The 24,295-nt window shown below is 46.4% G+C and carries 19 protein-coding genes and 2 tRNA genes; 4 read left to right on the top strand and 17 right to left on the bottom strand.

Annotated features, from left to right (window positions below):
• Window positions 1-4: 4 nt before the first annotated feature.
• The 15 genes from pnp to rlmE form a co-directional block, all read right to left on the bottom strand.
• Complete coding sequence (gene pnp / locus PUN32_RS07260; RefSeq protein WP_274722449.1) at window positions 5-2,134, bottom strand: polyribonucleotide nucleotidyltransferase; 2,130 nt, start codon at window positions 2,132-2,134, stop codon at window positions 5-7.
• Between the two features lie 313 nt (window positions 2,135-2,447).
• Window positions 2,448-2,717: a 30S ribosomal protein S15 gene (rpsO, locus tag PUN32_RS07255; RefSeq protein ID WP_000055655.1), complete on the bottom strand. Its 270-nt coding sequence runs from the start codon at window positions 2,715-2,717 to the stop codon at window positions 2,448-2,450.
• A gap of 291 nt (window positions 2,718-3,008) precedes the next feature.
• Window positions 3,009-4,844 carry a metallophosphoesterase family protein gene (locus PUN32_RS07250; protein ID WP_274722448.1) on the bottom strand — a complete coding sequence of 612 codons (1,836 nt, stop codon included), beginning with the start codon at window positions 4,842-4,844 and terminating at the stop codon, window positions 3,009-3,011.
• 446 nt (window positions 4,845-5,290) lie between these two features.
• A complete protein-coding gene (gene truB, locus PUN32_RS07245) occupies window positions 5,291-6,229 on the bottom strand; it encodes a tRNA pseudouridine(55) synthase TruB (RefSeq protein ID WP_274722447.1) in 939 nt (312 codons plus the stop codon).
• Entirely contained in the window at window positions 6,229-6,627 is a 399-nt protein-coding gene (gene rbfA, locus PUN32_RS07240; RefSeq protein WP_166013572.1) for a 30S ribosome-binding factor RbfA, read from the bottom strand. Before rbfA ends, truB begins: the two co-directional genes overlap by 1 nt.
• 101 nt (window positions 6,628-6,728) lie before the next feature.
• A complete protein-coding gene (gene infB / locus PUN32_RS07235) occupies window positions 6,729-9,425 on the bottom strand; it encodes a translation initiation factor IF-2 (protein ID WP_274722446.1) in 2,697 nt (898 codons plus the stop codon).
• Between the two features lie 23 nt (window positions 9,426-9,448).
• Entirely contained in the window at window positions 9,449-10,936 is a 1,488-nt protein-coding gene (nusA, locus tag PUN32_RS07230) for a transcription termination factor NusA (protein ID WP_166013574.1), read from the bottom strand.
• Between the two features lie 18 nt (window positions 10,937-10,954).
• Window positions 10,955-11,410 (bottom strand): ribosome maturation factor RimP, encoded by a 456-nt coding sequence (gene rimP / locus PUN32_RS07225; protein WP_166013575.1) that lies wholly within the window; start codon window positions 11,408-11,410, stop codon window positions 10,955-10,957.
• Window positions 11,411-11,617: 207 nt separating this feature from the next.
• Window positions 11,618-11,694: transfer RNA gene (locus tag PUN32_RS07220), tRNA-Met, on the bottom strand.
• A 53-nt stretch (window positions 11,695-11,747) separates the two neighbouring features.
• Window positions 11,748-11,831, bottom strand: a tRNA-Leu gene (locus PUN32_RS07215).
• Between the two features lie 29 nt (window positions 11,832-11,860).
• Window positions 11,861-12,196: a preprotein translocase subunit SecG gene (gene secG / locus PUN32_RS07210; RefSeq protein ID WP_166014977.1), complete on the bottom strand. Its 336-nt coding sequence runs from the start codon at window positions 12,194-12,196 to the stop codon at window positions 11,861-11,863.
• Between the two features lie 256 nt (window positions 12,197-12,452).
• Window positions 12,453-13,793: a phosphoglucosamine mutase gene (gene glmM, locus PUN32_RS07205; RefSeq protein ID WP_274722445.1), complete on the bottom strand. Its 1,341-nt coding sequence runs from the start codon at window positions 13,791-13,793 to the stop codon at window positions 12,453-12,455.
• Between the two features lie 25 nt (window positions 13,794-13,818).
• The gene (gene folP / locus PUN32_RS07200; protein ID WP_274722444.1) at window positions 13,819-14,652 is read right to left on the bottom strand and encodes a dihydropteroate synthase; all 834 of its coding nucleotides are present in this window, start codon (window positions 14,650-14,652) and stop codon (window positions 13,819-13,821) included.
• Between the two features lie 70 nt (window positions 14,653-14,722).
• Window positions 14,723-16,678, bottom strand: coding sequence for an ATP-dependent zinc metalloprotease FtsH (ftsH, locus tag PUN32_RS07195; RefSeq protein ID WP_274722443.1), 1,956 nt, complete (start codon window positions 16,676-16,678; stop codon window positions 14,723-14,725).
• Between the two features lie 109 nt (window positions 16,679-16,787).
• A complete protein-coding gene (gene rlmE / locus PUN32_RS07190) occupies window positions 16,788-17,417 on the bottom strand; it encodes a 23S rRNA (uridine(2552)-2'-O)-methyltransferase RlmE (protein WP_166013578.1) in 630 nt (209 codons plus the stop codon).
• 119 nt (window positions 17,418-17,536) lie between these two features.
• On the opposite strand from rlmE, the gene yhbY reads away from it, so the two are divergent.
• On the top strand, window positions 17,537-17,833 hold the full coding sequence (gene yhbY / locus PUN32_RS07185) for a ribosome assembly RNA-binding protein YhbY (RefSeq protein WP_274722442.1): 297 nt from the start codon (window positions 17,537-17,539) through the stop codon (window positions 17,831-17,833).
• 62 nt (window positions 17,834-17,895) lie between these two features.
• Here the strand turns inward: yhbY and greA are convergent, their stop codons facing one another.
• A complete protein-coding gene (gene greA / locus PUN32_RS07180; protein ID WP_274722524.1) occupies window positions 17,896-18,369 on the bottom strand; it encodes a transcription elongation factor GreA in 474 nt (157 codons plus the stop codon).
• Between the two features lie 562 nt (window positions 18,370-18,931).
• On the opposite strand from greA, the gene PUN32_RS07175 reads away from it, so the two are divergent.
• Together PUN32_RS07175 and dacB are read left to right on the top strand one after the other, a co-directional pair.
• Window positions 18,932-19,930, top strand: a complete 999-nt coding sequence (locus PUN32_RS07175) for a porin (RefSeq protein WP_274722441.1) — start codon at window positions 18,932-18,934, stop codon at window positions 19,928-19,930.
• A gap of 97 nt (window positions 19,931-20,027) precedes the next feature.
• Entirely contained in the window at window positions 20,028-21,473 is a 1,446-nt protein-coding gene (dacB, locus tag PUN32_RS07170; RefSeq protein ID WP_274722440.1) for a serine-type D-Ala-D-Ala carboxypeptidase, read from the top strand.
• A gap of 194 nt (window positions 21,474-21,667) precedes the next feature.
• Here the strand turns inward: dacB and tyrS are convergent, their stop codons facing one another.
• A complete protein-coding gene (gene tyrS / locus PUN32_RS07165) occupies window positions 21,668-22,855 on the bottom strand; it encodes a tyrosine--tRNA ligase (protein WP_274722439.1) in 1,188 nt (395 codons plus the stop codon).
• A gap of 130 nt (window positions 22,856-22,985) precedes the next feature.
• On the opposite strand from tyrS, the gene PUN32_RS07160 reads away from it, so the two are divergent.
• Entirely contained in the window at window positions 22,986-24,284 is a 1,299-nt protein-coding gene (locus PUN32_RS07160; RefSeq protein WP_274722438.1) for a peptidoglycan DD-metalloendopeptidase family protein, read from the top strand.
• The last annotated feature ends 11 nt before the right edge of the window (window positions 24,285-24,295 follow it).

The raw sequence follows: 24,295 nt of genomic DNA, 5'->3' as shown, positions 1-24,295 counted from the left end.
TAAATTATTCTGCAGCAGGTGCCGCTGGCTCTACTGCTTCGGCTGAAGTTTCAACCGCTTCTTTCATGCTCAAGCGAACACGGCCTTGACGGTCAATTTCAAGAACTTTCACTTGAACTTCTTGACCTTCAGTCAGGTAGTCTGACACTTTTTCAACACGCTTGTCAGCGATTTGCGAAATATGCACCAGACCATCTTTACCAGGCAGAATGGTTACAAACGCACCAAAATCAGCCAGACGAGCCACTTTACCGGTGTAGATCACGCCCACTTCAACTTCAGCGGTGATCTCTTGAATACGACGGATCGCTTCTTTCGCTTGATCACCGTCAGTTGCTGCGATCTTGATCGTACCGTCATCTTCGATCTCAATCGTAGTGCCAGTTTCTTCAGTCAGTTGACGAATCACTGCACCACCTTTACCGATCACGTCTTTGATTTTCTCAACACTGATCTTCATGGTGTGGATGCGTGGAGCAAATTCAGAGATATCATTACGCGCAGTCGCGATCGCTTGATCCATCACCGACAGAATGTGCAGACGAGCACCTTTGGCTTGGTTCAGTGCAATTTGCATGATCTCTTTGGTGATACCTTCAATCTTGATGTCCATCTGCAGTGCAGTAACACCCGTTGCAGTACCCGCAACTTTAAAGTCCATATCACCTAGGTGATCTTCATCGCCCAGAATGTCTGACAGTACAACGAAATCATTGTCTTCTTTTACTAGACCCATTGCGATACCCGCAACAGAAGCCTTAATTGGCACACCAGCATCCATCAGCGCTAGCGATGAACCACACACAGAAGCCATAGAAGATGAACCGTTTGATTCAGTGATTTCAGACACAACACGTACAGTGTACGGGAATTCATCTGCCGATGGCATTACCGCGGCAATACCACGCTTCGCCAAACGGCCGTGACCGATTTCACGACGCTTAGGAGAACCCACAAAGCCAGTTTCACCCACACAGTATGGAGGGAAGTTGTAATGCAGCAGGAAGTGATCTTTCTTCTCGCCAGTCAGCTCGTCGATGATTTGCGCATCACGTTGTGTACCCAACGTTGCGGTCACCAGCGCCTGAGTTTCACCACGGGTGAACAGCGCAGAGCCGTGAGTACGTGGCAATACACCAGTACGAACGTCAAGTGCACGAACCATGTCTTTTTCACGGCCATCAATACGTGGGTTACCCGCGATGATGCTGCGGCGAACAACGGTTTTTTCCAGATCGTGGAAAATGGTGTGAATTTCTTTAGTATCTAAAGCTTCGTTTTCAGCCAGCAGAGCCGCCGTCACTTCTGCACTGATGGTATGGATGCGATCATAACGCGCCATTTTCTCAGTGATTTGGTAGGCTTCAACCAGACGCGCTTCAGCTAAAGCTGCCACTTTGCCTTTCAGCTCAGTGTTTTCAGCTGGTGCAGTCCATTGCCATGCCGGAGTCGCAACTTCAGCGGCAAATTCATTGATCGCGTTGATCACGGCTTGCTGTTGATCATGACCAAATACCACAGCCGCCAGCATCTCTTCTTCGCTCAGGATCTGTGCTTCTGATTCAACCATCAGCACCGCACCTTCAGTACCCGCAACCACCAGATCCAGACGAGACTGCTTCAGCTCTTTTTCACTTGGGTTAAGCACTAATTGACCATCAATGTGACCAACACGTGCCGCACCGATTGGGCCATTGAATGGCAGACCAGAAATCGCCAGCGCAGCAGAAGTACCGATCATCGCCACCATATCTGGTTGCACATCTGGATTTACTGATACTACGGTTGCAATCACTTGCACTTCGTTCGTGAAACCATCTGGGAACAGAGGACGAATTGGACGGTCAATCAGACGTGCAGTCAGGGTTTCACCTTCCGATGGACGACCTTCACGCTTGAAGAAACCACCTGGGATTTTACCTGCCGCGTAAGTACGCTCTTGGTAGTTTACGGTCAGTGGGAAGAAGTCTTGGCCGACTACCGCTTCTTTTTTACCTACCACGCTGACGAACACTGAAGTGTCATCCATGGTGGCCATTACGGCTGCGGTTGCTTGGCGAGCCATAACACCCGTTTCTAAAGTAACGGTGTGGTTACCGTACTGAAACGTTTTTACTACTGGTTTTTCGAACATGAGTATTCCTTATCTTCAGGACTTGCCTGAAATTAAATCATCAATACTCAAAGCACTACTAATCGCGACTAGTAAAAAAAGACTGGATACTTAGGGATATTCTTGAGAGAGCAGTCTGTTTTTAATAGCCGCGACCTTTTGGTCGACTGCGGTGACTGTAATGCCGTGAGCACAAACTTGTTCAGCCACATAGACTGAACGGCGGCTAGTATAAACTACTTAGCGAAAGGATAGCTAATTAGATAGCGAATTTAGGCAGCAAAAAAGGGGCATAAGCCCCTTTTCTATACAAACTGTGCAGTACAGCGACGAATTAACGACGCAGGCCTAGACGTTTGATCAGATCTTGGTAACGAGAAAGATCTTTACCTTTCAGGTAGTCCAGCAGCTTACGACGGCTTGAAACCATACGCAGCAGACCACGACGGCTGTGGTGATCGCCTTTGTGTGCTTGGAAGTGACCTTGCAGGTGGTTGATAGAAGCAGTCAGCAGAGCTACTTGTACTTCTGGTGAACCAGTGTCATTTTCACAACGTGCGTATTCAGCAACGATTGCTGCTTTAGTTTCTGCATTCAGAGACATAATTCTCTCCTAAAGAGTTAAGGTTTAAGTTTGTGTCAGCCAATCTCTGATTCAGCCGACACGAGAAGCGCGAATTATAGGGAAGATTCCCGAACCGCACAAGCGGAATGTCTCACTCGATGCGAGGGCAACGGTAGTAGTCCCCGTGAGCAGAAGATAAAGATAGGCAACAAGAGACTAAAAAGGGGGTAAGGAATTTTACCGCTCACGTTTTAGCAAACTTTGGCTGTACAAATAAAATATCCGCTCATCATCAGATGAGCGGAGGGGATCGAAAGGAAAAGCGAATAATCAGTTAAGGCTTTCAAATTTACCGTTAGTCAAGTCAATCTGAATATGAATATCAGGCACAGGATCATAGATAATCCCTTCACCAACCGTGCCAAGCAGACCATAAATCGGAGCTAGCGTTTTATCACCAAGTAGATTGCTGAAATCTTTACTTGGATTCCACTCGTAAGAAAGCGCTAATTCATTGATATTAGAAACTTCATCAGCAAACACTTGCTTACTGATATTATGTTTTTGACCATATTCACGGGCCCAGTTCAACACAAAGCGCATCTTATGATCAATTTGCACTGAATTAGCTTCATCGCCATGGTAATGCGCCTTGAGCACAGCACCAATTAACTGGCTAAGGGTTGTATCATAGAGATCATCCCACGATAAATTAGATCCCGATAATACCTCCTCTTCAAACTGTTTTTGACACTCTTCAGTACTTAAATCGGAGCACATATCCTCACGCTTATAAACATCCAACATAGTTTGCGCGACTGGTTTCTTGGTAAGCGAGTTATCCAGGATCTCCAGCAGTGGGCCATCCACATCGACCCCCAATGCAGCAAAAATATTTTCACTGAGGCCATCGACTAATCCAATCAAATCTGCATCAGGAACAGATTCCATTACCGTGGTATTATCGACATCAGTGGTAATTGTTTTATTTTTAATATCAACGAGAACTGAACGATAAGGCGCAGGGTAACTTACCGATGCCCCAGTTTGAATATCATAAATCCAACTACCATCTTCATATTGACGTTTTGCAATATCATTGGCATGAAAATGGCCTGTAAAAACAATATTCACACCGGATTGAGCTAATATTTTTGATACATATTCACTAGTGCTTGTATAAATTGATTGGCTTTGTTCACCAGTATAGATGTTTGTGAATTCTTCGGTATAGGGTGTTACATCGATATTATCATGAAAAGAAGTTTTTTCACCGTCAATCACATAACCAGGAATTAATGCGCTCTTACTGGGAAAGTGTTCAACTACTCCAGCATGGCTCATCGCAAGCAGAATCTTGCCCTGAGCTTTTGCTTCTCTCGCCCTATTCTGGATCCACTCTAAAGTTTCAGCACGCTCAGGGGTTAGCAAAGAACCACCCGTTTTACCATAATCAGAATTATCACTTTGCCAGTGTTTCTGAACATCTTTAATAGAGGAAGTAATTGCATCAATGACTAAAATTTGAACCCCATCAATAGGTTCTGCCACAAATGAGAAAGAATTTGGATCACGAGAGACAGCTTCACTGAAGCCAAAATCATGATAAAAAACATCCCAATTTTCCATAAATAAAGGCTCACCAGTAGCATTAGTCATGTGTGGCGCCATGGTACCAGGATCAATACCATGCTCATTCCCTTCCAAATATACAGCGCCTTTGGCAGTCGGGGTTTGCGTCAAAGACTCTTTAAATCCATAGGGATTATTCATATCGTGGTTACCTGGTACCACATAAACTTTAATGCCTTTATCTTTAGCGTACTGCAGACTTTCTCGTACTTTATTATGGTTAATCCTCTCACCATCTTTAGTCAGGTCACCAGGAACCAAAATAACTTTAATATCATTATTAATCATTTCTTGAATTGCATTATCTAGCAATTCTTGGCTTTGTAAAAAGGCTTTACGATCACTAGATATTGCAGATTGAAAGAACTCTCCATCAATATCAGCACCCATACTAGCATCATATAAATGAGTGTCTGTTACTATACCAATTTTAATAGAATCATTGAAATATGTATCTTTACTATCATTATTACACCCAGATAACAATGCAGCCGTAATAGCAATACTTAAAGAAACCTTTTTAAAGCTAAGCATGTTTATTATTCCCTAATTGAAATCACATCATGCTTACTACATTATCCAAATTTGATTGTGTTTTTATTAAGTAGAAATGACATTTATAATACAAGATATATATAATATAAATAATAAAACCTAAAGAATAAAAATTTTAAATAGCATGAAATCCATAACACACATAATAAAGATTGAACAATGGCATTATTTACATGTATCTTTATACAAATAATATATATATCATTAAAGATATCAAAACCAGATTAATAATAATGAGAAATGACGATTGAAACTTAGCTTCAATCGTCATTTTAGTGAAGATTTATAAACGTCATCAAAACCTGATTTAATCTTTATTCTCTTTACCACTTCATAAGAAATGATATAAGAACGATTTAGAGTCAGATCGCGAAGACTTAAGTTCAGACAACAACACAAATTTCTATGGCTTCACAGCGAAAGGATTATTCTCCGTACACCACTAAACGTTTCGGGGCAATTCGGCCATGATCGTCAATTTCACCAATCCCGAGAAACAATTTATGCTCGCCGCCAGTAATCCGCACCATACCTTCGGTTGGCGCGCCAGCGACCTGTACCGCTTGGCCATGTTGCACCAACGGGATCAGCTCAGCAATCACATTGACTTCCGGTAATGCCTCTACTGCAGTATCCATCGGCAATAACAGCGGATCGAGCACCTCTGCCACGGTTTTTTCTTCACGCTGAGCTTGCTCAACCCACTCTTGCAGTTGCTCTAAGGTCACCATTCTGGCATACGGATAATTCGCGACCCCGATCCGACGTAGCATAGTCACGTGTGCGCCACAGCCGAGCATTTCACCGAGATCATCAACGATAGTGCGGATATAAGTCCCTTTCGAGCAGTGCACCTCCATCTCCACTTCATCGCCTTCAAAACGATGCAGCTCAATCTCATACACGGTAATGTTGCGCGCTTCACGCGGCACTTCAATGCCCTGACGAGCATATTCGTATAGTGGACGACCTTGATGTTTCAAGGCTGAGAACATCGATGGCACTTGAGCCGTCTCACCACGAAACTTGGCGATACTCGCGAGCAGCGTATCCCGCTCGACATTAACCGGGCGAGTTTGCACCACTTGACCATCAGAATCTGAAGTGTCGGTGCGTTCGCCCAGTTTCGCGATCACCCGATAACGCTTATCGGAATCGAGCAGAAATTGCGAAAACTTAGTCGCTTCACCAAGACAAATCGGCAGCATTCCGGTTGCTAATGGATCGAGCGCACCAGTATGACCGGCTTTTTCTGCCCCATAGAGACGTTTAACTTTTTGCAAAGCGTCGTTAGAAGAGATCCCAGTCGGTTTGTCCAACAAGATCACCCCGTGAACAATCCGACCTTTACGTCGACGAGCCATTACGCTTCGTCCTCATCACGACCCGCTTCGTGCATACGACGCTTGTCAGTATTCACGACTTCAGTCACAAGGTTCGACATGCGCATACCTTCCACCAAAGTGTTGTCGTAATAGAAACGAATTTCTGGCGTTAAACGTAGGCGGATCTGCTTACCAAGGAGCATACGTACTGCAACTTCGTGCTCACGCAGCGCGGCTAGGCAAGATTCTGGCGTCTGCTCACCAATGCATAGGAAGGTCACAAACACTTTGGCATAAGCCAGATCGCGTGATACTTCCACATCAGAAATGGTCACCATACCCAAGCGAGAATCGCGCACTTCACGTTGCAGGATCATCGCCAGTTCTTTTTGTAATTGCTGTGCCACACGCTGAGTGCGGCTAAATTCTTTCGGCATATCTATTCTCACTAATAGAAAGAATGGGGGGATGGTTTTGACCAGCCCCCCATGGTGTATTCAACAACCAACATTGCCTTGATTAATGCAACAGTAGTTGATTAGTCGATGGTACGTTTTACTTCGATAGTCTCAAAGACTTCGATTTGGTCACCCACGCGAACATCATTATAGTTCTTAACGCCGATACCACACTCGTAACCATTCTTAACTTCTGCCACGTCATCTTTGAAGCGACGCAGAGATTCCAGTTCACCTTCGTAAATGACTACGTTATCACGTAGTACGCGGATCGGAGCATTACGTTTGATGACACCTTCGGTAACCATACAGCCGGCAATCGCACCTAGTTTCGGTGACTTAAACACATCACGAACTTCAGCTAGACCGATGATCTCTTGTCTGAATTCAGGAGAAAGCATACCGCTCATCGCCTGTTTCACTTCATCAATCAATTGGTAAATGATTGAGTAGTAACGCAGATCAATATTTTCAGAATCAAGGGTACGACGCGCTGAAGCATCAGCACGAACGTTAAAGCCTACCACGATCGCATTTGAAGCCGCCGCAAGCACCGCATCTGTTTCAGTGATACCACCAACACCAGAACCAACGATGTTCACTTTCACTTCTTCAGTCGAAAGTCTGCGTAATGAATCAGAAATCGCTTCTACCGAACCTTGTACGTCAGCTTTCAGAACGATGTTCAATTCAGCCACATCACCAGCAGTCATGTTGGAGAACATGTTCTCCAGTTTAGATTTCTGCTGACGAGCCAGTTTCACTTCGCGGAACTTACCAGCACGGTAGTTAGCCACTTCACGCGCTTTACGCTCGTCACGAACCACTGTCGCTTCATCACCGGCAGCAGGTACGCCAGACAGACCAAGGATCTCAACAGGAATTGATGGGCCAGCTTTTTCAACTTCATTGCCCACTTCATCACGCATTGCACGTACGCGGCCATACTCTTGACCACACAGAACAATGTCACCCTTATGCAGAGTACCAGACTGAACCAGAACGGTCGCCACTGGGCCACGGCCTTTATCAAGACGTGATTCGATCACCACACCTGATGCCATACCTTGCTCAACCGCTTTCAGTTCAAGAACTTCAGCTTGTAGCAGGATAGCTTCAAGTAGGCCTTCAATGTTGGTACCTTGTTTCGCTGAGATGTGGACGAACATGTTATCGCCGCCCCACTCTTCAGGCATAACATTGTACTGCGCCAGTTCGGTTTTTACGTTATCTGGGTTCGCCGCTTCTTTATCGATCTTGTTCACTGCAACAATCAGCGGTACACCCGCCGCTTTCGCGTGTTGGATCGCTTCAACCGTCTGTGGCATTACACCATCGTCTGCCGCAACCACTAGCACAACGATATCCGTCGCTTTCGCACCACGAGCACGCATGGCGGTAAACGCGGCGTGTCCAGGAGTGTCAAGGAAGGTGATCATGCCATTCGGCGTTTCTACGTGGTAAGCACCGATGTGCTGGGTAATACCACCCGCTTCACCAGAGGCCACGTGGGTACGACGAATGTAGTCCAGTGTTGAGGTTTTACCGTGGTCAACGTGGCCCATAATGGTCACCACTGGTGCGCGAGAAACTTCTTCGAACTTGTCGTCACGATCCAAAAGAACCGCTTCTTCTAATTCGTTTTCTTTACGAATCACCACCTTGTGACCCATTTCTTCAGCAACCAGTTGTGCAGTTTCCTGATCGATCACTTGGTTAATGGTCGCCATGGCGCCCATCTTCATCATGATTTTAATCACTTCAGTTGCTTTTACTGACATTTTTTGTGCCAGTTCAGAAACGATGATGGTTTCGCCAACCACAACATCTGCTTTAGCAACTACAGCCGTTTTATCAAAACCGTGCTGCATAGACATTGGTTTATGGATGCGGCCTTTACGACCCGCTTTGCCACCACGAGGACGAGAATCACGTTCTTGGTTATCATCACGCGAAGACATCTTTCTCTTGTTCGCTTTTGTCGAACGGCGACGAGCACCTTCTTCGTGAAGATCTGCCGCATCTTCCGCTTCGCGAGCATATTGCGAAGTGGTTACATGGTAATCGGTATTTTCTTGCATATCACCTACTGTCTCTTTTTCAGCAGACCAGCGCTCACCATTCTTTTCAGCCAATTCGCGTACTTTTTCAAGTTGACGGCGACTTTCCTCTTCGGCCTTACGTCTTGCTTCTTCTTCCTGGCGGCGTTTTAACGCCTCGACTTCTTTGCGCGCTGCTTCTTGCTTCAATTTATCTTGGTCAGAACGTGGTTGTGCGGTAGCTTGCGATTCACGCTTCGCTTTTTCTTCAGCAACACGTTTGGCCTCAGCTTCGCGCTTAACGGCTTCTTCTGCATCACGTTTGGCTTTTTCTGCTGCCGCGCGTTGTGCAGCTTCTTCCGCTTCACGGATAGCTTGCTCTTCCGCGACACGCGTTGCGGCTTCTTCCGCTTCACGAGCCGCATCATCTTCAATAGAACTGCGCTTAACATAGGTACGTTTCTTGCGCACTTCGATCTGAACATCCTTACTTTTACCGCCACCTGCGCTTACGCTTAGTGTGCTGCGGGTTTTACGCTGCAGTGTCAAACGCGTTGGCTCACTGCCGGTCGCGTCACCGTGCTCTTTACGTAAATGAGTCAGCAACTTCTGCTTCTCATCTTCCGAGATATGATCGGCAACGGCTTTGTTCATTCCTGCATCAGCAAGTTGCTCTAATAAGCGGTCTACTGGTGTACCAATTTCTTCACTCAGTGCTTTAACGGTAATTTGTGTCATGCCGCTTCCTCCCCTTGCTGAAATTATGCGTCTTCACCGAACCAACAAATGTTACGAGCCGCCATAATCAGCTCACCCGCACGTTGCTCAGTTAGACCTTCAATACCTTCTAAATCATCCACACCTTGGTCAGCGAGATCTTCTAGTGTCGCAACACCTTTCGCTGCCAGTTTGAATGCCATTTCGCGCTCAAGTCCTGCTAGTGCTAGCAAATCTTCTGCTGGCTCAAGACCTTCGAACGATTCTTCTTGCGCAAGCGCAAGCGTGGTTAGCGCTTGTTTAGCGCGGCTACGTAACTCTTCAGCCAAATCTTCATCTAAGCCATCAACATCTAACAGCTCATTCATTGGTACGTAAGCAACTTCTTCTAGGGTTGAGAAACCCTCTTCAACCAATAGCTCAGCAAAATCTTGCTCGATATCGAGATACTTCATGAAGTTTTCGATCGATGCCATTGACTCTTCTTGGTGTTTCTTCTGCAGATCGGCAACCGTCATAACGTTCAGTTCCCAACCGGTCAGTTGTGAAGCAAGACGAACGTTTTGTCCGTTACGACCAATCGCTTGTGCAAGATTATCGGCTTCCACCGCGATATCCATTGAATGGGTATCTTCATCCATAATGATTGAAGCTACATCCGCAGGTGCCATCGCATTAATGACAAATTGCGCTGGGTTATCGTCCCACAACACAATATCAATACGCTCACCACCGAGTTCACCAGAAACCGCTTGTACACGCGCACCACGCATACCAACGCAAGCACCCACTGGGTCAATACGTTTATCATTGCTTTTCACTGCAATTTTGGCACGCGAACCAGGATCACGCGCAGCCGCTTTCAGCTCAATCAGCTCTTCACCGATTTCAGGCACTTCAACGCGGAACAACTCGGTCAACATTTCAGGCTTAGAACGAGTAATAAACAGTTGGAAACCACGCGCTTCTGGAGCCACTTTAAACAGCAAACCACGCACGCGGTCACCAGCGCGGAAGTTTTCACGCGGCAGTTGGTCTTCACGCAGGATCACGGCTTCAGCATTGTTACCAAGATCCAAGATCACCGTTTCACGGTTCACTTTTTTCACCACACCGGTAACCAACTCACCTTCGTTATCAATGAATTGCTCAACAATCTGTGCCCGCTCAGCTTCACGTACTTTTTGTACGATCACTTGTTTAGCGGTTTGAGTGGTAATACGGTCGAAGGTTACTGATTGAATTTCATCTTCAATGTAATCACCCAATTGTACTGATTCATCATCATAGCTTGCCGCGTCAAATGAGATCTCTTTGGTTGGGTTCTCAACGTTTTCGACTACTAACCAACGACGGAAAGTTTCGAAGGCACCCGTTTTACGATCGATAGCAACACGTACATCGACCTCAATTTCATACTTCTTTTTAGTTGAAGTCGCTAACGCAGTTTCTAGCGCTTCAAAAATACGCTCACGAGGTACCGCTTTCTCGTTAGAAACCGCCTCAACTACCGCTAAAATTTCTTTACTCATTGTTCTAGCCTCAAAGACTTAAAATTTAGGGATCAGGTTAGCTTTTGAAATGTTGCTGAGAGCAAACTCTTCCGCTTGCCCATCAACCAGCACAGAAACAGTCTCTCCATCAATTGATTGGATAACACCTTTCCACTTGCGACGGTTGCCAACAGCCATCTTCAAAACGATGCTGACCTCGTGACCAATAAACTGCTCATAATGTGCTGCTTTAAAGAGTGGTCTTTCCAGACCCGGTGAAGAGACTTCGAGGTAGTAAACGACCGAAATCGGATCTTCAACATCCAAAACGGCACTCACCTGGTGACTCACTGCCGCACAGTCATCCACGTTGATACCGTTGGCATGATCGATAAAAAGACGCAGTGTGGAGTGTTCTCCCGCACGTACGAACTCTAATCCGACCAACTCATAACCAGCAGCAACTACCGGAGCTTCAAGCATTTCAGTAAGTTGTCTTTCTAAACCCGTCATCTAAACCACTCCAGAAACAAAAAAAGGGCTGAGAGCCCAATTTAAATTCCAAGCAAACATCCAAATCTTCCCGAAAAGGAAATTCAGATAATAAAAAACCCCGATTAAGTCGGGGTTTTTTATTGCTGGACCCTGATAAATTGAGAATCGCTTCTCAACTGCAGTGAGGTTAACACTGCCAAACTTGTCTCTCTAGCTAAAGAGAGATGGTTGCGGGGGCTGGATTTGAACCAACGACCTTCGGGTTATGAGCCCGACGAGCTACCAAGCTGCTCCACCCCGCGTCCGACTTGCGAGCATTATACGCTCAACAAGGTGATTTACAAGTTTGTAAATATGGTGCCGAGAGAGGGACTCGAACCCTCACACCTAAGGCGCTAGCACCTCATGCTAGTGTGTCTACCAATTTCACCATCTCGGCATATCTTGCGCTATCGTATTACTGACAGCTTAGTGAGGAATTTCGTCACTGCTCTTAGCAGGCGCTTCACTCACTGTATCACTAGTTTGTTGAATCACTTGACCTTGTGACGGGTCAACCCATTGTGATTCAGTTTTATGCGTAGACATATTGCCCAGCACCAAACTAATAACAAAGAATACTGTTGCAAAAATTGCAGTCATTCGGGTTAGGAAGTTACCTGAGCCACCAGCACCAAACACAGTGTTTGACGCGCCGGCACCGAATGAGGCTCCCATATCTGCGCCTTTACCTTGCTGAATCAACACTAGGCCAATAATAGCAACCGCTGCCAACAGGTAAATCACAAGTAGAACTGTAAACATTACTTCCACCTATGTTCATATTTGTTGAGCTAGCGCCATTCTTATCATTGACGATTCGAACAAAGCCAGCGACCTTTCTCTCCGAAAGCGGACGCAATACTACCCAATGGTTCTGGAGCTGACAAGCGGAATTTTCTAAAAAAATCACTTTTCGCTTTGATCGCTTAAAAAACTCGCACAAGCGCGATTTTTTAAGCATTGCGATAATTCCTAGCGCAAAATCAATCGGCTAGGAATCATCACCAATCCATCCTGCTTAGCAGTTATCCTTGACCGCTTGGGCAATTTTCAGAGCAGATTGTTGCACCAACTCGGCATCTTCACCTTCTACCATCACGCGCAGTAGCGGTTCTGTGCCCGATTTACGCAGTAACACACGCCCTTTCGAACCGAGTTCCGCTTCAACTTGCGCAACCACCGCTTTAACGGCAGAGGCTTGCAGCGGGTTATTGTCACCAGCAAAACGAACATTTTCCAGCACTTGTGGGTAAAGTGTCATACCTTTGGCAAGATCATGCAGGGTCATTTCACTGCCGACGACCGAAGCGAGCACTTGCAAGCCAGCCACAATTGCATCTCCAGTGGTGACTTTATCCAGTAAAATCACATGACCTGAATTTTCTGCGCCAATTTTCCAGCCTTTTTCGAGCAGTTTTTCCATCACGTAGCGATCACCGACCGCAGCACGCACAAACGGAATACCGAGCTGTTTTAAGCCATTTTCCATCCCAAGGTTGGTCATTAGGGTTCCGACCACGCCACCTTTGAGTTCACCACGGCGCAATGCATCGCGCGCAATGATGTAGGCAATTTGGTCACCATCGACTTTATTACCCAGATGGTCAACCATAATGATGCGATCGCCATCCCCATCAAAAGCAAGGCCAAGATCCGCTTGCTCTGCGACCACCCGTTGTTGCAAAGCACGCACATCAGTGGCACCGACTTGATCATTGATATTTAAGCCATTCGGCTCAACACCAATCGCAATCACCTCAGCACCCAGCTCGCGGAACACATTCGGTGCAATGTGGTAGGTTGCACCATGCGCGCAATCAACCACCACTTTCAATCCCGACAAACTGAGTTGAGAAGGAAAGGTGCTTTTACAAAATTCGATATAGCGCCCCGCGGCATCCACCATGCGAGTCGCTTTACCCAACTCAGCCGATTCAACACATTCAATCTCTTTATCCATCTCGGCTTCAATCGCTAATTCAATCTCATCCGGCAGTTTGGTGCCTTGATAAGAGAAGAATTTAATCCCGTTGTCATAATAAGGATTATGCGATGCCGAAATGACGATCCCCGCTTCAGCGCGGAAAGTTTGAGTCAGATACGCAACCGCAGGGGTCGGCATTGGTCCGGTAAAGGTGGCTTTTAATCCCGCCGCTGCCAGCCCCGCTTCCAAGGCCGACTCCAGCATATAGCCAGAAATCCGCGTATCTTTACCTATGATGACTTTTTTGGTGCCTTGTTTTGCCAAAACACGTCCAGCCGCCCAGCCAAGCTTAAGTACAAAATCAGGTGTAATCGGGTACTGGCCAACTTTGCCACGCACCCCATCAGTGCCAAAATAACGTCTTTTATCAGACATTTGCGTTCCCTTTAATTTATTATTTTTACTGATTGCTGTGCATCATCTGCACCATTTTCAGTGCGTCAATTGTTGCTTCAACATCATGTACCCGAATGATTTGCGCCCCTTTCTGTGCGGCAAGGGTCGCACACGCGACGCTCCCTGCGACACACTCTGCAGGTTGCTTATTCAGCGTTTTAAAGATCATTGATTTACGGGACATTCCCGCCAAAACCGGCAATCCGAAACGATGAAAATGCTCTAGGTGAGCGAGCAAATGATAATTGTGTTGGATCGATTTTCCAAAGCCAAAACCGGGATCTAAGATAATATTCTCACGCTTAATACCACTCGCTTCACAGATAGCAATCCGCTCAGCCAGAAATTGACTAACCTCTTCAATCAAATGGTGATAGTGCGGATCTTGTTGCATGGTGCGCGGTTGGCCTTGCATATGCATAATGCACACTGGCACTTGTGCTTGCGCCACAACCTCTAACGCCTGCGGCTCCTGTAAGGCACGAATATCATTAATCAAGTCGGCACCGGCAGCGATAGCTTGGCGCATAACTTCCGCTTTACTGGTATCAATCGAGATCCACACTTGTGAGTCTTGCGCACGGATCGCTTGCACCAACGGGATCACGCGCTGCAATTCATCAGCTAAGGTGACTTCTGGCGCACCAGGGCGAGTCGACTCACCGCCAATATCAATGATCGCCGCCCCCGCGTTGATCATCTGCTGTGCGCGAGTCAGCGCGAGGTCGAGATCCACATAACATCCGCCGTCAGAAAAAGAGTCTGGCGTGGTATTTAAAATCCCCATCACGACTGGAGAGTGCAGATCAAGCTGCTTATTGGCATAGCTAATTTTCATATGGATAAATTTTCCCTCCCTTGCAAACACAAAACCCCGAACAAGTCGGGGTTTAGGATTAACAGCGCGTTTATTGTGCGTCTTTGTTATCACTCGATGCGCTAGCATCCGGTTGAGGATCGACCGATTCTTCCGGAGCTGCGCTATCTGAATCACTTGCCGCAGCGGGTGCTGCCTTGACTTCAGTAGCCGCTTTAGCGTGATCGCCCCAACCCGCAGGTTCACGGATCACCGCTTTACGAGCCATCAAGTCATCAATTTGACCAGCATCGATGGTTTCATATTTCATCAACGCATCTTTCATCGCATGCATGATGTCCATGTTATCGCTAATGATTTGACGTGCACGTTCATAGTTGCGGTCGATCAAAATACGAATTTCATCATCAATCAACTTAGCCGTGTCATCCGACATATGCTTAGTCTGAGTCACGCTACGACCAAGGAACACTTCACCTTCATCTTCGGCATATAGCATCGGGCCAAGTTTTTCCGAGAAGCCCCACTGGGTCACCATTTTGCGTGCAATTTCAGTGGCACGTTCAATATCATTCGAAGCCCCGGTTGACACTTTATCTTTGCCGTAGATCAGCTCTTCAGCAAGACGGCCACCATATAGGCTAGAGATCATCGATTCCAGATGCTGCTTCGACATGCTGACGCGATCTTGCTCCGGCAGATACATGGTCACCCCTAGCGCTCGGCCACGAGGAATGATCGACACTTTATACACTGGATCATGTTCGGGTACTAAACGACCAACCACCGCATGACCGGCTTCATGATAAGCGGTAGACTCTTTGACTTCTTCCGACATCACCATCGAACGGCGCTCGGCACCCATCATGATTTTGTCTTTCGCCAGTTCAAACTCAACCATCGACACGTTACGTTTATCACCGCGAGCGGCAAACAGTGCGGCTTCGTTAACTAGGTTAGCCAAATCAGCACCAGAGAAACCAGGAGTACCACGCGCAATCAATGCAGGCTGTACATCATCGGCCAAAGGCACTTTACGCATATGCACTTTAAGGATCTGTTCACGGCCACGCACATCCGGCAATCCGACCACCACTTGACGGTCGAAACGTCCCGGACGCAATAGAGCAGGGTCAAGTACATCTGGACGGTTGGTAGCCGCAATCACGATGATGCCTTCATTACCTTCGAAACCATCCATTTCAACCAGCATTTGGTTGAGGGTTTGTTCACGTTCATCATGACCACCACCGACACCCGCGCCACGTTGACGGCCGACCGCATCGATTTCATCAATAAAGATGATACACGGTGAGGCTTTCTTGGCTTGTTCAAACATATCACGCACACGCGATGCACCGACACCGACAAACATTTCAACGAAATCAGAGCCGGAAATAGTAAAGAACGGTACTTTTGCTTCACCGGCAATCGCTTTGGCTAGCAGTGTTTTACCAGTACCAGGAGGTCCCACCATCAGAACCCCAGTTGGAATTTTACCACCGAGTTTTTGGAAGCGGCTAGGATCACGCAGGTAATCGACCAGCTCTTTCACATCTTCTTTAGCTTCATCACAGCCAGCCACATCATTAAAGGTGGTTTTGATCTGCTCTTCACTCATCATGCGTGCTTTACTTTTGCCAAACGACATGGCGCCTTTACCGCCGCCGCCTTGCATTTGACGCATAAAGAAGATCCACACCCCAATCAGCAGAATCATCGGGAACCATGAGATAAAGATGGTACCGAGTAAGCTTTGCTCTTCTGGAGGCGTGCCTTGTACTTTAACGTCTTGATTAATCAAGTCATCGAGCAGCTTTTGATCATAAACCGGCATGTAAGTTACATAACGGCTACCACCACCACGACGCATGAAAGTAATTTCACCGTTGTTGAATTGTGCTTCCTGAATCTGGCCTTGACCCACTTCTTTTACGAAGGTGGTGTAGTCAACCGCTCTGCCACTGTTTTCACTCGGGCCGAAGCTCTGGAATACCGACATTAAAACGACCGCAATCACCAGCCACAGAATTAAATTTTTTGCCATGTCACTCAAGGTGTAAGCCTCTCGATAACTAATTGTAATTGAAAAATAGGGTACTACAGTTTATCACTAGCGGCTATAGACTCTACTTGGACACCCAAGGGTGAAATAGTTAACCTTTGTAACCAGTCGCCACGATAAAAACTTCTCGTGAACGGGCTCGTGAGGAATCGGGTTTACGAATTTTCACCACTTTAAACAGATCGCGCACGGCCTTGACATAGTCATCAAAACCCTCGCCTTGGAACACTTTCACCACAAAACTACCATCGGGAGCCAGAACTTGTCGACACATATCCAGTGCAAGCTCAACCAGATACATCGCGCGCGGTTGATCAACTGATAGATTGCCAGCCATATTCGGCGCCATATCCGACATCACCACATCCACCATGTCTGGCTGAATGCGCTCAAGTAAGGCATTCAATACCGCTTCTTCCCGAAAATCCCCTTGTAGAAAAGAGACGCCAGCAATCGACTGCATCGGTAGCAGGTCACAGGCGATCACCCGCCCACTCTCGCCAACCACTTTGGCAGAAAACTGCGACCAGCCCCCCGGTGCGGCACCTAGATCGACCACCGTCATGCCGGGTTTAAGCAGTTTATCTTTGTTTTGGATCTCTTCTATTTTGAAGATCGCACGTGAACGATAACCTTTTTTTCTCGCCTCGTTAGCGTACTTGTCATCAAAATGCTCTTTTAACCAGCGAGTTGAGCTGGCTGAGTGTTTCTGTTTACTCATTATATTCCTAACTAAGTCACCACGATCTGAGAAAGTATGGTAGAAAATATAGTCTTCTCGAATAGATGGCGCTAAAATGACGGTTTTCAACCCTAATATTAAATAAATTTGGCCGCGTAATGAACCTAAGCAACAAACAAAAACAGCATCTGAAAGGCTTGGCACACAACTTAAAACCCGTTGTGTTAATGGGCGCAAACGGATTAACAGAAGCTGTGCTGGCGGAAATCGAAATTGCGCTTGATCACCACGAACTGATTAAAATCAAAGTGGTTTCAGAAGATCGTGAAACTAAACTATTGATTGTTGATGCTATTGTTCGCGAAACTGGTGCCGAAAAAGTACAAGTGATTGGTAAAGTATTGGTACTTTATCGCCAATCACCGCAACGTAAAATCGAATTACCGCGCAAATAAATTAGCCGCAGGATCCACAAAAAAGGTCGCAATCGCGACCTTTTTCCTTATTGGGCATCGAATTAACGATACTCAACGCGATCAATTTCCAACAGCTTATCGCCACCTGGAGTCGCAATCGCCACTTCATCGCCTTCAAACTTGCCAATCAAACCACGAGCAATCGGTGAGTTAACCGAAATACGGCCTGATTTGATATCGGCTTCATCATCACCAACGATTTGGTAAGTTTTCTCTTCGTCACTATCGACATCAATCACAGTAACCGTGGCACCAAAAATCACTTTGCCACTGTTGTCCATTTTGGTCACATCGATCACTTGCGCTACCGATAGCTTATATTCGATATCACGAATTTGCGCTTCACAGATCCCCTGCTCTTCGCGAGCGGCATGGTATTCCGCATTCTCTTTCAGATCACCAAGCTCGCGAGCTTCGGCAATCGCTTGCGTAATTTTCGGTCTCAGCTTTAATAGCCGATCAAGCTCTTCACGTAGCAGTTGTTCGCCACGCAATGTCATTGGAACTTTTTCCATCATCTACCTCTGCGCCAAAGTGTTGCTTTGGACAATAAAAAACATCCCCAACATCCTAAAGCGAGTCAGGTCAGGGTTGAACCATTTGGATTACCCGAAAGTGTAAACAAAGTTAAGAGTGAAATCATCCAAATTCAAGATTTGCGAGGCGAATTTACGCCAATGGTGATTTGACCATTTTATCTGTGATCGTCCACACAGTTGAATTGTCGTCAATTTACTCAAATCTGATAAAAAAAAATAAAAAACACCGCTAAAACAATATTTTTTTTGAACAACAAAATTTAATAAAAAATTAATAAAAACATCATCTTGATATTTTTTTACCAACAATAAAACAGTGTTCATAAGTCTGATTTATATCATTTTACTAACCAATAGCGGAACTTTGGGAGTAAAAAAACAACCACGAAATCGGCGACAACATCAATTTCGCTAGACTGTGTGGTTATGTACCCCCATACCGCAGATTGGTCCTGCTTGATGATGAGTCAATTTCGTGTGACGTGGCTTACGTCGTATAAAAATCAAATTTATGGACAATAAATTAGGACTTAATAATATGAACAAGACTCTTATTGCTCTTGCTGTTTCAGCTGCTGCAGTGGCTACCGGTGTAAACGCTAGCGAACTCTACAATCAAGATGGTACCTCTTTGAACATGGGCGGCCGAGCTGAAGCGCGTCTGTCTGTGCAAGATGGTAAAGCGGAAGACAAAACTCGCGTACGTCTAAACTTCCTAGGTAAAGTGGCGATCAACGACAGCCTGTACGGTGTCGGTTTCTACGAAGGTGAATTCACTACTGACGATTCAGTAAAAGATGGTTCAGAACTAGATAACCGTTATACCTATGCCGGTATCGGCGGCACATTTGGTGAAGTGACTTACGGTAAAAACGATGGCGCACTGGGTGTGATCACTGACTTTACCGATATCATGGCTTACCACGGTAACTCAGCAGCCTACAAAATTGCCGTTGCAGATCGCACAGACAATATGCTGGCGTATAAAGGTCAATTTGCTGATCTGAGTATCAAAGCGAGCTATCGTTTTGCCGATCGAGATGCAGAAGGCACATTCGTTTCTGGCGTTTCTAATGATAAATTTATTGACAATGGCCAAGATGGCTACTCTCTATCCGCAATCTACGCGTTCGGTGACACTGGCTTAAATATCGGTGCCGGTTATGCAGACCAAGATCAAGCTAACCAATATATGCTGGCAGCTTCTTACGCAATTGCTGATTTCTACTTCGCGGGAGCTTTTGTTGATGGTGAAGTTGTTGTTGGTGAAGAGCCAAATCTAAAAGTCGTGGATAAAACTGGCTATGAATTAGCAGCGGCTTATAAATTAGGTCAAGCTAAATTTACAACTACCTATAATAATGCAGAAACAGATAGCAAAACTTCAACAGATAACTTTGCTATCGACGCAACTTACTTCTTCAAGCCAAACTTCCGCTCTTACATTTCTTACAACTTCAATCTGCTAGACTCAGATAAAGTAGGTAAAACTAAAGCAGAAGACGAACTGGCAATCGGCCTACGTTACGACTTCTAATTGTTGACTTAAGGTCACATGCTTAACGCCTGCTTACTAGCAGGCGTTTTTTTATCTGGCTATACTGCAAATTCAATGGTGCTTGGAAGTTTGAGTTATGGGTTGGCGCGTTATCTCAATTAGGCTACTGCTGCTCAGTTTACTGCTTGGCGGTACACCACTACGCGCGCAAAACCCGTTGAGTGGCGCAGTCCATAAGCTTCCGGCTGGTACACGTTATGCGCTACTGATTGAGCCAATTCACGCTACGCAACCCACGCTTGCGCTCAACGCCGACGGATATTATCCGCCCGCCAGCACCCTTAAAATATTAACCGCACTGGCGGCCAAGCTGGAATTGGGCGATGAGTTTCGCTTTAGTACCGAACTGCTGCGCGCGAAACAAGATTGGGCGATTCGCTTTGCCGGAGATCCAACCCTGACCAGCGCCGATATTAATGCGCTACTCAAGCAGCTTAAAGCGCACAGTGGCGGGCAGATCGAAGGTGATTTATGGCTGGATGATAGCGCATTTAGCGGCTATCAACGTGCGGTTGGCTGGCCGTGGGACATTCTCGGCGTCTGCTATAGTGCTCCAGTCAGTGCGATCAATTTAGACAGCAACTGCATTCAAGCCTCGATTTATACAGAGCCGCAAGGCAAAACCCGAGTCTATGTACCGGAGCACCATCCTGTGCATGTGCAGTCACAAACCATCAGTGTCAGCCAAGCGCAGCAAGAAAGCCTACGCTGCGATTTAGAGCTCACCACTAGCCCTGAAAACCACTATCAATTAGCCGGCTGTTTAGTGCAGCGCGATAAACCATTAGCCTTGAAATTAGCGGTACAAGATACGGGTCTGTATACCCAGCGCATCGTGTATCGCCTACTGGGGCAGTTAAATATTAAGCTCAAAGGCCAAGTTAAGATTGGCACTCCGCCATTTGCACCATTTGAAGGCGTGGCACAACATCAATCCGCGCCTCTGGCTGAATTATTGCCCATTATGCTGCAAAAATCCGACAACTTGATTGCCGATAGCTTAACCAAAACTTTAGGTCAGCATTTTTATCTGCAACCAGGCAGTTTTGCCAACGGCACGCAAGCGATTAAACAGATCTTGTATTCCAGAGCCGGGATTGACTTACAAGATAGCCCGTTGGCAGATGGCTCAGGTCTGTCGCGCAATAACCGGATCCGACCACAAGTGATGCTAGAGACTCTGCGCTATATTTATCAACACGATGCCGAACTTGGTTTGATTGCTATGCTGCCTAGCGCTGGGCAATCTGGCACCTTGCAATATCGACGCAGTATGCGTAGCCCACTCGTCAGCGGTCAAATTAAAGCCAAAAGTGGTTCGCTGTATGGCACCTATAACATGGCTGGCTTTATCGTCGATCAACAGCAGCGTCCAACCACTCTGTTTGTTCAATTTGTCACGGATTATTTTCCGCCCCCCGCTAAACCCAGCGTGGCAGTGGAAGCGCCGATTGTGCAATTTGAAAGCGAGCTTTACCAACAGCTGATTGAGTGGGATCGCTCACCGGCCAATACGCCATAAAGCTGAACTGACTCACCGTGTGACCACTACAGTGCTCAAGGCGCGCTAGCTTAGTCAGTAAACTTAATCAATGGGCTTAATCAATGGGCTTAGCCACTCAAACGGCGGCGATAAAAAAAGCGCCGATTGGCGCTTTTTTCGATGTAAGCAAGTAGCTGACTACAACTCAATGGTCATATTACTGAATACTTATATTACTGAATGGTCACACGGGCAAACTTGCGCTTACCCACTTGGTAAACCGCAGTGCCACAAGCAGGGACTAATTTGGCATCTTCGAGCTTCTCACCGTCTTGCTTCACGGCACCTTGCTTGATCATACGCAGCGCATCCGAGGTAGAAGCCACTAGCCCCGCCTCTTTAAGCAGATTAGAGATCGCAATCCCAGTCGCAAAACTAAACTCTGGCATTTCCTCTGGCATCGCGCCTTTTTGGAAACGATTGATGAATTCTTGCTCTGCCGCCTCAGCATCCGCTTCGCTATGGAAACGGGCAATGATCTCTTTCGCGAGTAGGATCTTAATATCACGCGGGTTGGTGCCTTGCGTCACATCCGCTTTGAACTGAGCAATTTGCTCTAACGGACGGAAAGAGAGTAGTTCGTAGTAACTCCACATCAGATCATCAGAGATCGACATGATTTTGCCAAACATTTCGCTCGGCGCTTCGCTCACCCCAATATAGTTGTGCGCGGACTTCGACATTTTTTTCTCGCCATCCAGCCCAACCAGCAGCGGCATCATCAATACCACTTGTGGTTTTTGACCATGGGATTTTTGCAACTCGCGTCCCATCAGCAGGTTGAACTTCTGATCGGTACCGCCAAGCTCGACATCAGTTTCCATCGCCACTGAGTCATAACCTTGTAGCAAAGGATACATAAACTCATGAATCGCAATCGGCTGGCCATTGTGGTAGCGCTTTTTAAAATCATCCCGTTCCAGCATACGTGCTACCGTTTGATTCGAAGCGAGTCGGATCATCCCTTCAGCGCCGAGCTGCGATAACCATTCTGAATTGAATTGAATTTTGGTTTTTGCTGGATCAAGGATCTTAAACACTTGCTGCTTATAGGTTTCCGCATTGCGCAATACATCTTCGCGGGTCAGCGGTGGACGAGTGGTATTTTTACCAGTCGGATCACCAACCATACCGGTAAAATCACCAATCAGAAACGTCACATCATGGCCTAAATCCTGGAAAGTACGCAGCTTATTGAGGATAACCGTATGACCTAAGTGAATATCCGGAGCCGTTGGATCCGCGCCCAATTTAATGCGTAGTGGACGATTTTCTTTGAGCTTAGCCATCAGCTCTTCTTCTGGGATCAGCTCTTCAACACCACGTTTAATCTCAGCCAAAGCCGCTTCAATACTCGCCATTCTTGTTCACTCCCACAGATTTGGCAAAAATATGCTAGTGGGACATCTTACTTGAATAGCGATGCATTTTGAAACCAGTTAGACTAGCGGGCAGCGATTTTGTTAATAATTAAATGAATTTGAACTGAATATGCTTTCTCTTTTCAATCGTCTGCCTTGGCTACACCGCGTGTTAATCACCGCATTTAGCGCCATCATCGTATTCGCGGTGTTTTTTCTGCCCAACTCTGATGGCTTACGTCAATCGAACAGTCAATTAGAAGTTGGGCGTCATTACCCGATAGAGCTCGATAACCAACTGTTTGCTAACCTAGAGCAAGAGACGCCGATCTCAACCGCGATGCTGCGCTGGGAAACGCACCAAGTCCGCAATGGCGAAAGTGCCGCAGTACTATTTCAACGCGCTGGACTCTCGTCACGTTTGCTGCATGAGCTAACCTCAAGCAACAGTGATATCAATAGTCAATTATCTAGACTCATGCCGAAGGATGAATTGAAATTCGGTTTTGATGAAAATGATCAGTTGGTGCAACTCAAACGTACCATTAGCCCTTACGAAAGCTTTGTGGTGACGCGTTCAGATTCGGGTTTCAGCTCCGAATTTGATAAGAAAGAGGTGTTTTTCCAACTCAACTATGCCGAAGCAGAAATCACCTCTAATTTCTGGAATGCGGGCGTATCTGCGGGATTAAGTGCCAACCAAATTATGGAGTTGGCCAATCTGTTTGGCTGGGATATCGATTTTGCACTCGATATTCGCGCTGGTGATCACTTCAAATTGCTCTATCAAGAAAAAATTGTTGAGGGTAGCGTGATTGGACGCGGCAATATTATTGCTGCCACCTTTACCAACCAAGGCACAACCTTTACCACCATTTTGGATGACAACACGGGTAACTATTACGACCAAGATGGTCGTGCGATGAAAAAAGCCTTTTTGCGCTCACCGGTTGATTTTCGCCGTGTCTCATCGAATTTTAATCCGCGGCGTTTGCATCCGGTCACTGGCCAAGTCGCTGCGCACCGTGGTACCGACTATGTGGCTCCGGTTGGTACCCCAATTTGGGCCGCGGGGGATGGCGTGGTGGAAAAATCGAGCTACAACCAATTTAACGGTAACTATGTTTATATTCGGCATAACAGCACTTACCTGACCAAATACCTGCACTTACAACGACGTATGGTGAAAACCGGTCAACGAGTCAAACAAAATCAAACGATTGGTACTTTAGGTGGCACTGGTCGCGTCACAGGGCCGCATTTGCATTATGAATTTTTGGTCAACGGCGTACACAAAAACCCAAGAACGGTCGAGTTACCGCAGGCTCAATCACTGAAAGGCAAAGCCAAAGAGACCTTTATTGCCAATGCCAAGCAGCGCATGGCCAAACTCGAACGCTACAGCCAGTTGCTGTATGCCAAGCAGTAGCATTGAAACCA

The sequence above is a fragment of the Vibrio chanodichtyis genome, assembly GCF_028863985.1.
GTDB lineage: Bacteria > Pseudomonadota > Gammaproteobacteria > Enterobacterales > Vibrionaceae > Vibrio > Vibrio chanodichtyis.
Note: the sequence above shows the minus strand (reverse complement) of the source record. Positions and strands in the feature narration are given on the sequence as shown.

Bases quoted from the DNA above. Each gene is read 5' to 3' on its own strand.
- rimP (WP_166013575.1), bottom strand. From the start codon at position 11,410: ATGACGGGTTTAGAAAGACAACTTACTGAAATGCTTGAAGCTCCGGTA.
- PUN32_RS07160 (WP_274722438.1), top strand. From the start codon at position 22,986: ATGCTTTCTCTTTTCAATCGTCTGCCTTGGCTACACCGCGTGTTAATC.
- greA (WP_274722524.1), bottom strand. From the start codon at position 18,369: ATGGAAAAAGTTCCAATGACATTGCGTGGCGAACAACTGCTACGTGAA.
- pnp (WP_274722449.1), bottom strand. From the start codon at position 2,134: ATGTTCGAAAAACCAGTAGTAAAAACGTTTCAGTACGGTAACCACACC.
- folP (WP_274722444.1), bottom strand. From the start codon at position 14,652: ATGAAAATTAGCTATGCCAATAAGCAGCTTGATCTGCACTCTCCAGTC.
- rlmE (WP_166013578.1), bottom strand. From the start codon at position 17,417: ATGAGTAAACAGAAACACTCAGCCAGCTCAACTCGCTGGTTAAAAGAG.
- rpsO (WP_000055655.1), bottom strand. From the start codon at position 2,717: ATGTCTCTGAATGCAGAAACTAAAGCAGCAATCGTTGCTGAATACGCA.
- PUN32_RS07250 (WP_274722448.1), bottom strand. From the start codon at position 4,844: ATGCTTAGCTTTAAAAAGGTTTCTTTAAGTATTGCTATTACGGCTGCA.
- glmM (WP_274722445.1), bottom strand. From the start codon at position 13,793: ATGTCTGATAAAAGACGTTATTTTGGCACTGATGGGGTGCGTGGCAAA.
- rbfA (WP_166013572.1), bottom strand. From the start codon at position 6,627: ATGCCGAAAGAATTTAGCCGCACTCAGCGTGTGGCACAGCAATTACAA.
- secG (WP_166014977.1), bottom strand. From the start codon at position 12,196: ATGTTTACAGTTCTACTTGTGATTTACCTGTTGGCAGCGGTTGCTATT.
- yhbY (WP_274722442.1), top strand. From the start codon at position 17,537: ATGAACCTAAGCAACAAACAAAAACAGCATCTGAAAGGCTTGGCACAC.
- nusA (WP_166013574.1), bottom strand. From the start codon at position 10,936: ATGAGTAAAGAAATTTTAGCGGTAGTTGAGGCGGTTTCTAACGAGAAA.
- tyrS (WP_274722439.1), bottom strand. From the start codon at position 22,855: ATGGCGAGTATTGAAGCGGCTTTGGCTGAGATTAAACGTGGTGTTGAA.
- ftsH (WP_274722443.1), bottom strand. From the start codon at position 16,678: ATGGCAAAAAATTTAATTCTGTGGCTGGTGATTGCGGTCGTTTTAATG.
- infB (WP_274722446.1), bottom strand. From the start codon at position 9,425: ATGACACAAATTACCGTTAAAGCACTGAGTGAAGAAATTGGTACACCA.
- PUN32_RS07175 (WP_274722441.1), top strand. From the start codon at position 18,932: ATGAACAAGACTCTTATTGCTCTTGCTGTTTCAGCTGCTGCAGTGGCT.
- dacB (WP_274722440.1), top strand. From the start codon at position 20,028: ATGGGTTGGCGCGTTATCTCAATTAGGCTACTGCTGCTCAGTTTACTG.
- truB (WP_274722447.1), bottom strand. From the start codon at position 6,229: ATGGCTCGTCGACGTAAAGGTCGGATTGTTCACGGGGTGATCTTGTTG.